This window comes from Cellulosimicrobium sp. GQ32, from assembly GCF_059758455.1.
Genome location: NZ_JCAXEP010000001.1, coordinates 670,512 through 683,367, shown reverse-complemented (window position 1 = coordinate 683,367; position 12,856 = coordinate 670,512). Strand labels below are relative to the sequence as shown.

The following is a 12,856-nucleotide window of genomic DNA, read 5'->3' as shown; positions in this document are numbered from 1 at the left end:
AGCTCCGGTGTTTCGGGGAGTGGTGCCGGACGGACCTTACCCACAGACAAGCTCTCGCCTCGATGGGGAGCGGTGCCCATGAGACGGCGCGGGAGTCCGGGACCTTCGCCTGTTGCGCCTCCGCCGGAGCGCGAGGACCCTTCCCCTATGCCTCGGCACCACCTCTCCCCGATCCCTGCCGTGTCCGCGGACCTGCGCGTTCGTCCCGCGGCGGCCGCACCGTGGGGGCGCGCGTGACCGCCCTGCGCGTCGAGCGCGCCGACGTCGTCGTCGTCGGCGGCGGTGGCGCGGGTCTCAGCGCGGCGCTCGCGGTCGCGGAGGCCGCGACGCGGGACGACCGCCGCGCGCCCGTCGTCGCGCTCGTCTCGAAGGTCTACCCCATGCGCTCGCACACCGTCGCCGCGGAGGGCGGGGCTGCGGGCGTGGTGGGCGACGACGACTCGCTGGAGCAGCACGTCGCCGACACCCTCGCCGGGGGTGCCGGGCTCTGCGAGGAGGACGCCGTCCGGTTCGTGGTCGAGCGTGCGGCGGGCGAGCTCTACCGCCTGGAGCGCTGGGGCCTGCCGTGGTCGCGCACGGACGACGGTGCCGTGGCCGTGCGCCGGTTCGGCGGCATGAGCCGGGCGCGCACGTGGTTCGCCGCCGACAAGACCGGCTTCCACCTGCTCCACACCCTGTTCCAGACCTCGCTGCGGTACTCGGGCGCCGACGGACCCGTCCGCCGGTACGACGAGCACCACGTGCTCGACCTCGTGGTCGACGACCCGGGCGGGCCGGAGGCGCGGGTGCGCGGCGTCGTCGTGCACGACCAGCACCGCGGCGAGCCGCTGCTGCTCGAGGCGCCCGCGGTGGTCCTCGCGACCGGCGGCTCGGCGCGCGCGTGGGGGACGAGCACCAACGCGGGCATCTGCACGGGCGACGGCACCGCGATGGCGCTGCGCGCGGGCGTGCCGCTGCGCGACCTGGAGTTCCTCCAGTTCCACCCGACCGGCCTGCCGGGCAGCGGCATCCTGCTCACCGAGGCGGCGCGCGGCGAGGGCGGGGTGCTGCTCGACGCCGACGGGCGCCGCTACCTCGCCGACTACGGCCTCGGCCCGGAGACGCCCGTCGGGGCGCCCGTGCCGCGCACCATGGAGCTCGGGCCGCGCGACCGCCTGTCGCAGGCGTTCTGGCAGGCCGACCGCGACGGTCGCACGATCCCCACGCCCGACGGCGGCGTCGTCCTGCTCGACCTGCGGCACCTCGGCAAGGACCGTCTCGCCGAGCGGCTGCCGCTCGTGACCGGCCTCGCCAAGCAGTTCGCGGGCGTCGACCCGGCGGCCGAGCCCGTGCCCGTCCGCCCGACGGCGCACTACACGATGGGCGGCATCCGCACCGACGCGCGCGGCGCGACGGGCGTCGCGGGGTTGTTCGCCGCGGGGGAGTGCGCGTCCACGGGCCTGCACGGCGCCAACCGGCTCGGGTCCAACTCGCTCGTCGAGACGCTCGTCGTCGGGCGCGCGGCGGGGGAGGCCGCGCTCGCGTGGTCACGCGCGGCCGGGCACCTCGGGGCCGACGGCGGCGCGGCCGGCGCGGGGGCCGGCGTCGGCCCGGCGTCCGCGGACGGCCAGGTCGTCGACCGCGCCGCCGAGATCGCCGACGGCTACCTCGCGATGCGTGGGCGCGGCACCGAGCCGCCGGCCGCGATCCGGGCCGAGCTCGGCCGCGTGCTCGACGCCGACGCCGGGATCTACCGCGACGCCGACGGGCTGCGGCGGGCGCTCGCGACCGTCGAGGACCTGCGCGCGCGGTACGCCGCCGTGCGCGTCGCCGACACGAGCGCCGTGCTCAACACCGACTGGGCCACGACCGTCGAGCTCGGCGCGACCCTGCTCGTCGCGCACGCGACCGTCGCCGCCGCGCTCGCGCGCGAGGAGTCCCGCGGCGCGCACCAGCGCCTCGACTTCCCGGACGTCGACGACGTGCCGCGCCACTCGGAGGTCCGGCTGGACGCGGGCGGAACGATCGAGGTGGCGCACGTCCCCGTGGGCGCCGAGCACGACATGAGCGCCGGAAAGAGACCGATAACGACCCCCATGTCGTTCTCGGCGGAGAGGGGAGCGGGTTCGTGAGCGAGGCAGACCTGCCGGTGGAGGCGCGGACGGTGCGGCTGGAGGTCGCGCGGACGTCGGTCGATGGCGCCGACACGGGGCGGCGCGACGTGTTCGACGTGCCCTACGACGACCGCACGTCCGTGCTCGACGCGCTGCAGTGGGTCAAGGACCACGCGGACCCCACGCTGACGTTCCGGTGGTCGTGCAAGATGGCGGTCTGCGGGAGCTGCGGCGTCATGGTGAACGGCCGCCCGGTGCTCGGGTGCGAGACGTTCGTGCGCGGCTACCGCACGTCCGGCCTCGTCGTCGAGCCGCTCGCGCACGCCGAGGTGCTCCGCGACCTCGTCGTCGACACCGACGCCTTCCTCGGCAAGCTCGCCACCGTCCAGCCCTGGCTCGTGCCCGACGGCGCCACGCGCCTCCCACTCGTCGACGCGCCCGCGCCCGTAGCCGGGTCGGGCGCCGGCGACGACGCCGCGGACCCAGCGACGGCGGACGACAGCGACGCGCTGCGGGCGCACGGACCGGCGTCGGGCCACCGGCAGACGCCGGGCGAGCTCGCCGCGTTCAAGGGCTTCGCCGAGTGCATCGACTGCATGCTCTGCTACGCCGCGTGCCCGCAGCTCGACGTGGCGCCGGACTTCCTCGGCCCGGCCGTCGTCGCGACGGCGCGCCGCTGGGACGAGGACTCGCGCGACGCGGGCGAGCTCGACCGCGCCGACGTCCTCGACACCGAGTTCGGCGCCTGGCCCTGCATCCAGGTCGGCGCGTGCACCCAGGTCTGCCCCAAGGGCGTCGACCCGGCCCGCGCGCTCCGCGACGCCCAGCGCGTCGCGACCGAGACGTGGGACGCTCGCAGTCGGCGCGGGTGAGTCGCCCGGCGCGACCGTCGGCCGCACCGCTCGACCGGTGCGGCGCATGGTTCAGGGCCGTGGACCCGGTGCTCCCGGACGCTCAGATGCGCCGGGGCCCCGGACCGTCCGAGCCGAGTGCGTCCTCGGGGTTGAGCAGGCGGCACGCCTTGAGCGAGAGGCAGCCGCAACCGATGCAGCCGGTCAGCTCGCGCTGCAGGTGGTCGATCTGGGTGCGCCGCAGCTCGAGCTGGTCGTTCCAGAGCTTGGCCACGCGCCGCCAGTCGCGCTGCGACGGCGGGTGGTCCAGCGGGAGGCTGGTGAAGACCTCCTGGACGTCGGCGAGGGGTATGCCGAGCCGTTTCGCGACGACGACGAGCGAGATGCGCCGGAGCATGTGCCGGGGGTAGCGGCGCTGGTTGCCGGCCGTGCGGGTCGAGGCGATGAGGCCGAGCTGCTCGTAGTAGTGCAGCGCTGACACGGCGACGCCCGTGCGGCGCGCGACCTCGCCGACAGCGAGGAGATCGTCGGGTTCGAGCGACACGGATACCTCCCTTGACCTCAAGTTTACTCGAGGTATTAGCGTCGCGGCGGGTCGTCCACCGGGGCGCCCGCAGGGGGGCGTACGCCCCGACCGGACGTGGCGAGAGGACGGCCCGAGATGACCCAGACCGAGCAGGACCGGCAGGACACGGGGACGGCAGGCACGTGGCGCGAGCTGCTGGGCGGGCGGTACGCCCCCGTCGCGGCGGTGCTCGCGGGCGGCGTCCTGCTGGAGGCGAGCAACGTCTACCTCACGACGAGCCTGCTCCCGACGATCGTCGCCGAGATCGGCGGTGCCGAGTTCTACGCCTGGACGATGACGACCTTCCTGCTGGCCTCCGTCGTCACCTCCATGCTCGTCAGCAGGGTCCTCACGCAGCAGGGCGCCGTCCGGGCGTACCTGCTCGCGCTCGGGCTGTTCGCGCTGGGGTCGCTGCTGTGCGCGGCCAGCCCGTCGATGCTCGTCCTGCTGCTCGGCCGCACGGTGCAAGGGCTCGGCGGAGGGCTGCTGGCCGGCCTGGGGTACGCCCTGATCCAACGAGCCTTGCCCGCGCGGCTCTGGGCCCGCGCCGCGGCGCTCGTCTCGGCCATGTGGGGCGTCGGGAACATCGTCGGGCCGGTCGTGGGAGGCGGGTTCGGGCAGGTCGGCGCCTGGCGCGCCGCGTTCGTCAGCCTCGCGGTCGTCGCGGCGCTCGTGTGCGTGCTCGTCGTCCGCTCGATGCCGCGGACGGCGCGGAGCCGCTCCAGCGAGTCGGTGCCGTGGGCGTCGCTCGTGCTGCTCGCGAGCGCCGTCGCAGCGGTGGGCGTCGCGAGCGTCGTGCCCTCCGGAGTCGCGACCGCGGCGGCGCTCGTCGTCGGGGTCGTGCTCGGCGTGTGGTTCGTCCGTCACGAGCGGAGCGGGCGCAGCGGGATCCTGCCCCAGGTCACGTTCGCGCACGGGTCCTCGCTGCGCTGGGTCTACCTCACCGTCGCAGTCCTCGCGTTCGGCATCGGCACCGAGGCGTTCATCCCGCTCTTCGGGCAGGAGATCGGAGGACTCGGTCCGCTCGTCGCGGGACTGCTCGGGGCGGCCCTCTCGCTCGGCTGGTCCGTGACCCAGATGGTCACCGCGAACGCCACGACGGTCCGGGCGCGGCGGGGCCTGATCACGGTGGGCCCGCTGGTGGTCGCGCTCGGTCTCACCGCGTACGGGTTGCTCCATCACGACGGGCCGTCGGGCACGGTGATCGCCCTCTGGTTCGTGACGCTCTTCCTCGCGGGAGCCGGGATCGGGCTCGGGTTCCCGCACCTGACGGTCGCCGCGCTGGGGAGCACGGTCGGCGAGGAGGAGGGTGCCAAGGCCGCGGCCGCGGTCAACACCGTCTTCCTCATCGCGACGGCGCTGAGCGCCGCCCTCGCCGGCGTCCTCGTGAACCTCGGGACACCCGACCTCGTCCGGTCCGCCCAGCTGCTCATGCTCACGTTCGCCGGTGTCTCCCTCGTCGGGACGATCGTCGCGCGCCGCGCCGCGGCGGGAGTCAGGGCGGTCGCGTGAGGCGGTGGGCCAGCCGGCCCACCGCGCCGAGGGAGAACCCTGGTCCTGCCGAGAGAGAACCGCGGTTCGCCGAGGGAGAACCAGGGTTCTCCCTCGGCAGGGAGGTCAGCCTCCGAGGGCGGCGGAGACGACGTCCTTCGCCTCGGCCTGGACCTGGGTGAGGTGCTCTGCGGAGACGAACGACTCGGCGTAGATCTTGTAGACGTTCTCCGTGCCCGACGGCCGGGCCGCGAACCACGCGTTCTCGGTCGTCACCTTGAGCCCGCCGATCGGGGCGTCGTTGCCGGGCGCGTTCGTGAGCTTCGCGGTGATCGGCTCGCCCGCCAGCTCGGTCGCGGTGACCTGCTCGGGCGAGAGCTTGCCGAGCGTCGTCTTCTCCTCGAGCGTCGCGGGCGCGTCGACGCGCGCGTACCAGGACTCGCCGTAGCGCTCGACGAGGTCGCGGTGGTGCTCGGACGGTGTGCGGCCCGTCGTCGCGATGATCTCCGACGCGAGGAGCGCGAGCAGCAGGCCGTCCTTGTCCGTCGACCAGACGCGGCCGTCCTTGCGCAGGAACGACGCCCCGGCGGACTCCTCGCCGCCGAACCCGACGGTGCCGTCGAGCAGGCCGGGCACGAACCACTTGAACCCGACGGGGACCTCGACGAGCCGCCGCCCGAGCCCGCCCGCGACCCGGTCGACGAGCGCGGACGACACGAGCGTCTTGCCGATCGCGGCGTCGTCGCGCCAGCCCTCGCGCGCGCCGCCGTAGAGGTACTGGATCGCGACGGCGAGGTAGTGGTTCGGGTTCATGAGCCCGGCGTCGGGCGTGACGATCCCGTGGCGGTCGGAGTCGGCGTCGTTCCCGGTCGCGATGTCGAACGGCGCGCCGCCCTCGGCGTCGCCGGAGTCGCCGGTCATCCCCGCGACGAGCGACGCCATGGAGTACGGCGACGAGCAGTCCATGCGGATCTTGCCGTCCCAGTCGAGGGTCATGAAGGCCCAGCGCGGGTCGACCTGCGGGTTCACGACCGTGAGGTCGAGCCCGTACCGCTCGCCGATCTCGCCCCAGTACTCGACCGACGCGCCGCCCAGCGGGTCGGCGCCGATGCGCACGCCGGAGTCGCGGATGGCGTCGAGGTCGAGGACGTTCGCGAGGTCGTCGACGTACGTGGTGAGGAAGTCGTGCTTGTGCACGTGCTCCGACGTGAGTGCCTGGGTGAGCGGCACGCGGCGCACGCTCGCGACGCCGTCGCGCAGGATCTCGTTCGCGCGGTCCGCGATCCAGCCGGTCGCCTCGGACCCGGCGGGGCCGCCGTGCGGCGGGTTGTACTTGAAGCCACCGTCGCGCGGAGGGTTGTGCGACGGCGTGACGACGATCCCGTCCGCGAGGCCGGGGCCCGTGGTGCGGACGCCGTCGACGGTCGTCGCCTCGTTGTGCAGGAGGATCGACTGCGAGACGGCGGGCGTCGGGGTGAACGAGTCGCGCGCGTCGACGTACGTCTGCACGCCCGCGGCGACGAGGACCTCGAGCGCGGTCTGCCACGCCGGGAGCGACAGCGCGTGGGTGTCGCGCCCGATGAACAAGGGGCCGTCGGTGCCCTGCGAGCGCCGGTACTCGACGATCGCGGCCGTGATCGCGACGATGTGCGCCTCGTTGAACGCGTGGTCGAGGCTCGACCCCCGGTGTCCCGACGTGCCGAACACGACCTTCTGCGCCGGGTCGTCCACGTCGGGGGCGAGGTCGTAGTAGGCGCCGACCACGGCGTCGACGTCGATGAGGTCGCTGGGCTGGGCGGGCGTGCCGGCGCGGGGATCCATGGGTCGATCCTGCCAGGGGTGACGTCCGCGCGTCAGCCGGGACCGCCGTCTGGTCGGGTTCTACGCGGCAGGCCCGGCGCTCGCGCGGTCGATCGCCATCTCGACGGCGTCGAGGAGGCGGTCGAGGCTCGCGTCGAAGGGGCCCTGCGGCGCGTCGAAGCCGCCCGCGACGTAGACGCGGGTCATGACGGGGTAGCGCTCGACGTCGAACCAGTCCTCCCAGAAGCTGCCGAGCGTCGTCCAGTACTCGTCGTTGCCGACACCGGTCGCGTCGCGCTCGGTCCGCTCGGCGACCGTGGCGCGCGCGAGGCCCTGGACGTAGTTGTCCACGAGGCCGAGCGTGTCGACGACCTGGAGCTCGGAGAGCCCGGTGTCGACGATCGTGCGCAGGCCCGCCTCCTGGGCGTCGAGCACGTGGGGCGCGAGCGGGGCGCGCCACATGTTGGTCTGGAGGATCCACGGGTGACGCAGGTAGAGGTTCCACAGCTCGTGCGCGTACTGCGCGAGCGCGGGCCGCCACGGCGCCCCCGCAGCGGGCAGGTCGAGCTCGGCGTAGGCACGGTCGATCATGAGGTCGACGAGCTCCGTGCGGCCCGGGACGTAGGTGTACAGCGACATCGCGCCGACGCCGAGCTCGGTCGCGACGCGCCGCATCGAGAGCGCGTCGAGGCCGCCCTCCTGCGCGACGACGATCCCGGCCTTCACGACGTCGTCGAGCGTGAGCCGCGGCTTGCGACCGCGTGTCGCGGGGGCCGGCGGGTCCCACAGGAGCGCGAGGCGGCGCGTGATCTCGGGCGTCCGGACGACCTCGGTGAACTGGGCCCGTGCGTGCTCCGCGGCCTGCACGGCGGAGGCGACACCGGCGTCCGCGGCCGCGACGACGCCGCGCGGTCGCTCCGGCTCCTCCGGCTCCGGGCTCGCGGGCGGGGTCTGCGGGGTGCCCGACGGCGCGAGGTCGCCGTCGCGCTCGTCGGTGCGGTCGGTCGTCACGTGCGTATCCTCCCCGACTTCGGCCGCGTCCCGCCCGGAGGAGTCCGGCGGGGCCAAGGCTTGCCTGTTCCCGTACACCGTATGCTAACGTGGATCGTCAATTTCGGTACGGCGTACGAAAGGGTGGCTCCGGTGATCCGAGCCCGTGGCCTGACCAAGACCTTCCACCGCAAGAAAGAGACCGTCGAGGCCGTCAAGGGCATCGACGTCGACGTCCGCGAGGGCGAGCTCGTCGCCTTCCTCGGCCCCAACGGGGCCGGCAAGTCCACGACCCTGAGGATGCTGACGAGCCTCCTCGAACCGACCGCCGGGACCGCGGAGGTCGCCGGCTACGACGTCGCGCGCGACCCGGCCCGGGTCCGCTCCCGCATCGGCTTCATCGGGCAGGGCAACGGCGGCGGGTACTCCTACCGCGTGCTCGACGAGCTGCACAACCAGGGCCGGTTCTACGGCCTGCCGCCCGGCGAGTACACGCAGCGGGCCGCCGACCTGCTCGCCGCGCTCGACCTCGGCGGGCTCGAGAAGCGCACCGTGCAGTCGCTCTCGGGTGGACAGCGCCGGCGGCTCGACGTGGCGCTCGGGCTCATGAACCACCCGCCGCTGCTGTTCCTCGACGAGCCGACGACGGGACTCGACCCGCACGCGCGCGCCAACCTGTGGGAGCACATCGCCGCGATGCGCGAGCGGTACGGCATGACGATCGTGCTCACCACGCACTACCTCGACGAGGCCGACAGCATGGCCGAGCGCGTCGTCGTCATCGACCACGGCGAGATCATCGCGGACGCCACGCCGGACGCCCTCAAGCACAGCCACGCCGACGACGTCATCACGCTCGCGGTGGTCCCCACGTCGGGCGGGAGCGGCGTCCCCGGCGAGGGGCCGGGCGCGGCGCCCGACGTCGTCGGCCGCGTCCGCGCGTCGCTCGCCGACGACGTGGGCCAGGTCGAGACCGCGAGCGGCGCCGACGGCGTCGTGACCGTCCGCATCTCCACGACCCACGGCGCCGACCGGCTGCCCGAGGCCATCGAGTCGCTGCGCGTCGGCGGCCTGGCGGTGCGCTCGGCCGAGCTCAAGCAGGCGAGCCTCGACGACGTGTTCCTCAACCTCACCGGGCGCAGCCTGCGAGAGGAGGCCGCATGAGCACGCGCACCGACCTCTCGTCCCCGGCGAGCCGGACGACGCCCGGCACCGACGCGTTCCTGCGGACCGGGGTCGCGAAGTTCCTCGCCGACACGTGGGCCGTCTTCACGCGCGAGATCCTGCTCGTGCTGCGCGATCCGTTCACGCTGATCTTCTCGCTGCTCCAGCCGCTGATCTTCCTCGGCCTGTTCGGCCCGCTGCTCACGGGCGCGGTCGGCGGGTTCGGGGGTGGGGCGCCCGGCGGCGGCGGGTCGACGGCGGAGACGCTCCAGTGGTTCGTGCCCGGCGTGATCGTCATGATCTCGCTGTTCGGCACGTCCATGAGCGGGTCCAACCTGCTCTACGAGATGATGACCGGCTCCTACGAGCGCGTCCTCGCGACCCCGCTCGACCGTTCCGCGATCCTCGTCGGTCGCTCGCTCAAGGAGTTCGCCCCGCTCGTCGTGCAGGGCCTGCTCATCGCGCTGGTCTGCGTCCCGTTCGGGTTCACGCTCTACCCGCTGCACCTGCTCGTGGGCCTGCTGCTGCTCGGGCTGTTCGGCATCGGCGTCGGCGCGCTGTCCATCGCGCTGGCGCTCGCCGCGAAGAACCGCGAGTGGCTGTTCTGGGGCGTGCAGCAGTCGCTGCTGTTCCCGCTCCTCATCCTGTCCGGGATGATGCTGCCGCTCGAGGCCGGCCCGGCCTGGATGCGCACGGCGGCGCTGTTCAACCCGTTGACCTACATCGTGGACGCGGAGCGCGCGCTGCTCGCCGGGACGTTCGCGGACCCCGACGTGCTGTGGGGCTTCGTCGCCGCGGCCGTCACGTGCGTCGTCGGCCTCTGGGTCGGCATCCGCCGCACCCGCAAGACCGTCTGACACACCCCACCGCCGAGGTAGGGCTCTGGTACGCCGAGGTAGAGGCCTGGTCCATGACCACGCCTCTACCTCGGCGTACCAGGCCTCTACCTCGGGCTACCAGGCCTCTACCTCGGCTTGCCGGGGGCTGCTGGGGACCAGGACTGCCGCTCCGGGTCGCTGCCACGGGACGGCGCGGCCGGTCGTGAGGGACGCCCGCGCGTCGAGGACGCGCTGGTTGGTGCTGCCGCGGAACGCGAGCGTGAGGTCGCGGCGCGCGAGCTCGAACCGGCCGTCGACCAGCACGTCGACCTCGGCGAGCAGCGCGCGCTGGTCCGCGGTCCCTGCGCGCAGCTCCTCCAGGGTGTAGCCCGTCCAGCACCACACGTCCTTGCCGTCGCCGTGCTCGGCGCGCAGCCGGCGCACGAGGCGCAGGCACACGCCCGTGTTGAGGAACGGCTCCCCGCCGAGCAGGGACAGGCCGTGCACGGCGGGGTGCGCGAGGTCGGCGAGGACGCGGTCCTCCAGGGCGTCGTCGTACGGGCGCCCGTAGCGGAAGCTCCACGCGGCCTCGTTGAAGCAGCCCTCGCACGCGAAGAGGCACCCGCTCACGTACAGGGAGCAGCGCACGCCCTCGCCGTCGACCATGACGAACGGCTTGTAGTCCGCGACGTACCCCTGGCTGACGCGGTCCGAGCGCCAGCCAGGGTCGGGGGTGCGTGCCATCGCCCCTCCTACGCGGTGCCCGACGGCGCAGCCAGGCCCGGGGCGGTCGGCGCGCCGTCGTCCGTGGTGCACGACGCCGGTCCTGCCAGGTGCTTGACCCGCGCGGAGATCTCCGCGTGGCGGCCGTGCACCATGGGGCGCTGCTGCGGGTTGCCGAGGTACCCGCACGTGCGCTTCACGACGTCGCACGTGCGCGGGTCGGCGTTGCCGCACGACGGGCACGCGAACCCGCGCGCCGTCGGGTCGAAGTCGCCCGTGAAGCCGCACGCGTAGCAGCGGTCGATGGGCGTGTTGGTCCCGAGGTAGCCCACGCGGTCGTACGCGTAGTCCCAGACGGCCTCCAGCGCCCTCGGGTTCTGCTGGAGCACCGGGTACTCGCAGTAGTGGATGAACCCGCCCGAGGTGTAGCGCGCGTACTCGGCCTCGAAGTCGAGCTTCTCGAACGGCGTCGGGTTCTTGCGCACGTCGTAGTGGAAGCTGTTCGTGTAGTAGTCCTTGTCGGTGATGTCGGGCACCGCGCCGAACCGCTCCCGGTCGAGACGGCAGAACCGGTCGGTGAGGCTCTCGCTCGGCGTCGCGTAGACGCTGATCCGGTAGCCGAGCCGCGCCGTCCACCCGGCGGCGTGCGCGTGCAGGGACCGCAGCACGTCGAGCGTCAGCTCCTTGGCCCGCGGGTCGTGCTCCCAGGCGCCGCCGAAGAACGCGGCGGCGACCTCGTACAGCCCGATGTACCCGAGCGACACCGTGGCGCGGCCGTCGCGGAAGAGCCGGTCGACGTCGTCGCCGGGAGCGAGGCGCTCCCCGAACGCCCCGTGGACGTAGAGGATCGGCGCGTTGCCCGGCGTCGCCTCCTTGCAGCGCTCGATGCGGAAGGCGAGCGCGTCGTGCACGGTCTCCAGGCGCTCGTCGAGCAGGCGCCAGAACGTGTCGAGGTCGCCGTCCGCCTCGAGCGCGATGCGCGGGAGGTTGAGCGTCACGACGCCCAGGTTCATGCGCCCCTCCGAGACGTCCCGGCCGTGCTCGTCCTGCCAGCCCTGGAGGAACGACCGGCAGCCCATGGGCACCTTGAACGACCCGGTGAGCTCGACGATCTTGTCGTACGACAGCACGTCCGGGTACATGCGCTTCGTCGCGCACTCGACCGCGAGCTGCTTGAGGTCGTGGTTGGGGTCGCCGGGGTCGAGGTTCACCCCGCGGCGCAGCGTGAAGATGAGCTTGGGGAAGATCGCGGTGCGACCCTCGCTGCCGAGCCCGCGGAGGCGGATCTGGAGGATCGCGCGCTGGATCTCGCGCTCCAGCCACCCCGTGCCGAGCCCGAACCCGACCGACGTGAACGGCGTCTGCCCGTTCGACGTGAACAGGGTGTTGATCTCGTACTCCAACGACTGCATCGCGTCGTAGATGTCCTTGCGCGTCTTCTCGCGCGCGTACTCCTCGTGCGTGGACTCGTCGGCGATCCACCGGCGCGCGTCCGCGAGGTGCTTCTCGAGGTTGCGCTCGGCGTAGGGAGCGAGGAGCTCGTCGATGCGGTTGACCGAGCACCCGCCGTACTGGCTGGAGGACACGTTCGCGATGATCTGGCTGATCTGCGCCGTCGCGGTCTGGATCGAGCGGGGCGGCTCCACCTGAGCGTTCCCGATCCGGAAGCCGCTCGACAGCATCGACCGGAAGTCGATGAGGCAGCAGTTCGTCATGGGTGCGTAGGGGTGGTAGTCGAGGTCGTGGTAGTGCAGGTCGCCCTTCTGGTGGGCGTTCGCGACGTGCGGCGGCAGCATCCGCAGCCCGATCGCCTTGCCCACGGTCCCGGCCGTGAGGTCGCGCTGGGTGTTGAAGACCTCGCTGTCCTTGTTCGCGTTCTCGTTGACGACCGTGGAGTCCTTGTCGAGCAGCCGCACGATCGAGTGGTTGAGGTCCGTCGCGCGGCTGCGCGCGAAGTCGCGCTGCACGCGGTAGTCGATGTAGGCGCGCGCGACGTCGTACTCGTGCGACTCCAGGAGCACGTGCTCGACGACGCCCTGGATCTCGTAGATCTTCACGGTCGCGTCGAACCGCGCGGCGATCTCCGCGTCGACCTGGTCGACGACCTCCGCCACGCGGTGCCGGTGCGCCGCGCTCAGGTCGCCGTGCACCTCCGCGAACGCCTTCGTCACGGCGGCGCGGATGCGGGCGTCGTCGAACGGCCGCCGCCGGCCGTCGCGCTTGAGGACCTCCAGCGTGGCGGTCGTGCTGCGCGGTGCTGCCTGGTCGAGCTCGATGGTGGTCATCGCTCGTCCCCTCTGCCCACCGAGTTCTCGTCTCCGTCCCGCAGGGGTTGCGAGACGGACCGCACCCCAACATGTG

The 12,856-nt window shown here is 73.2% G+C and carries 10 protein-coding genes; 5 read left to right on the top strand and 5 right to left on the bottom strand.

From position 1 onward, the window contains the following. Window positions 1–233: 233 nt before the first annotated feature. Complete coding sequence (locus AC6CH9_RS02870; protein WP_498153558.1) at window positions 234–2,111, top strand: FAD-binding protein; 1,878 nt, start codon at window positions 234–236, stop codon at window positions 2,109–2,111. Next, window positions 2,108–2,965 (top strand): 2Fe-2S iron-sulfur cluster-binding protein, encoded by an 858-nt coding sequence (locus AC6CH9_RS02865; RefSeq protein ID WP_115941762.1) that lies wholly within the window; start codon window positions 2,108–2,110, stop codon window positions 2,963–2,965. The genes AC6CH9_RS02870 and AC6CH9_RS02865 overlap by 4 nt, the downstream gene beginning before the upstream one ends. An 82-nt stretch (window positions 2,966–3,047) precedes the next feature. Here the strand turns inward: AC6CH9_RS02865 and soxR are convergent, their stop codons facing one another. Beyond that, window positions 3,048–3,488, bottom strand: coding sequence for a redox-sensitive transcriptional activator SoxR (soxR, locus tag AC6CH9_RS02860; protein ID WP_115941763.1), 441 nt, complete (start codon window positions 3,486–3,488; stop codon window positions 3,048–3,050). 117 nt (window positions 3,489–3,605) lie between these two features. Here soxR and AC6CH9_RS02855 point away from each other — a divergent pair, with 117 nt between their 5' ends. Continuing rightward, entirely contained in the window at window positions 3,606–5,021 is a 1,416-nt protein-coding gene (locus tag AC6CH9_RS02855) for an MFS transporter (RefSeq protein ID WP_115941764.1), read from the top strand. A 105-nt stretch (window positions 5,022–5,126) separates the two neighbouring features. Here the strand turns inward: AC6CH9_RS02855 and pgm are convergent, their stop codons facing one another. Together pgm and AC6CH9_RS02845 are read right to left on the bottom strand one after the other, a co-directional pair. Then, window positions 5,127–6,821, bottom strand: a complete 1,695-nt coding sequence (gene pgm / locus AC6CH9_RS02850) for a phosphoglucomutase (alpha-D-glucose-1,6-bisphosphate-dependent) (RefSeq protein WP_498153557.1) — start codon at window positions 6,819–6,821, stop codon at window positions 5,127–5,129. A 60-nt stretch (window positions 6,822–6,881) separates the two neighbouring features. Further along, on the bottom strand, window positions 6,882–7,811 hold the full coding sequence (locus AC6CH9_RS02845; protein ID WP_498153556.1) for a TetR/AcrR family transcriptional regulator: 930 nt from the start codon (window positions 7,809–7,811) through the stop codon (window positions 6,882–6,884). 132 nt (window positions 7,812–7,943) lie between these two features. On the opposite strand from AC6CH9_RS02845, the gene AC6CH9_RS02840 reads away from it, so the two are divergent. Continuing rightward, the gene (locus AC6CH9_RS02840; protein WP_498153555.1) at window positions 7,944–8,954 is read left to right on the top strand and encodes an ABC transporter ATP-binding protein; all 1,011 of its coding nucleotides are present in this window, start codon (window positions 7,944–7,946) and stop codon (window positions 8,952–8,954) included. Next, a complete protein-coding gene (locus tag AC6CH9_RS02835) occupies window positions 8,951–9,811 on the top strand; it encodes an ABC transporter permease (RefSeq protein ID WP_498153554.1) in 861 nt (286 codons plus the stop codon). The genes AC6CH9_RS02840 and AC6CH9_RS02835 overlap by 4 nt, the downstream gene beginning before the upstream one ends. Before the next feature lie 96 nt (window positions 9,812–9,907). On the opposite strand, the gene nrdG is transcribed toward AC6CH9_RS02835, so the two are convergent. Both nrdG and nrdD read right to left on the bottom strand, forming a co-directional pair. Continuing rightward, window positions 9,908–10,516 carry an anaerobic ribonucleoside-triphosphate reductase activating protein gene (gene nrdG / locus AC6CH9_RS02830; RefSeq protein ID WP_498153553.1) on the bottom strand — a complete coding sequence of 203 codons (609 nt, stop codon included), beginning with the start codon at window positions 10,514–10,516 and terminating at the stop codon, window positions 9,908–9,910. Between the two features lie 8 nt (window positions 10,517–10,524). Then, window positions 10,525–12,780: an anaerobic ribonucleoside-triphosphate reductase gene (nrdD, locus tag AC6CH9_RS02825; RefSeq protein WP_498153552.1), complete on the bottom strand. Its 2,256-nt coding sequence runs from the start codon at window positions 12,778–12,780 to the stop codon at window positions 10,525–10,527. Window positions 12,781–12,856 lie beyond the last annotated feature (76 nt).

What these genes read in the sequence shown, in the direction of transcription:
- AC6CH9_RS02855 (WP_115941764.1), top strand. Translation starts at nt 3,606, where the DNA reads ATGACCCAGACCGAGCAGGACCGGCAGGACACGGGGACGGCAGGCACG.
- pgm (WP_498153557.1), bottom strand. Translation starts at nt 6,821, where the DNA reads ATGGATCCCCGCGCCGGCACGCCCGCCCAGCCCAGCGACCTCATCGAC.
- AC6CH9_RS02835 (WP_498153554.1), top strand. Translation starts at nt 8,951, where the DNA reads ATGAGCACGCGCACCGACCTCTCGTCCCCGGCGAGCCGGACGACGCCC.
- nrdG (WP_498153553.1), bottom strand. Translation starts at nt 10,516, where the DNA reads ATGGCACGCACCCCCGACCCTGGCTGGCGCTCGGACCGCGTCAGCCAG.
- nrdD (WP_498153552.1), bottom strand. Translation starts at nt 12,780, where the DNA reads ATGACCACCATCGAGCTCGACCAGGCAGCACCGCGCAGCACGACCGCC.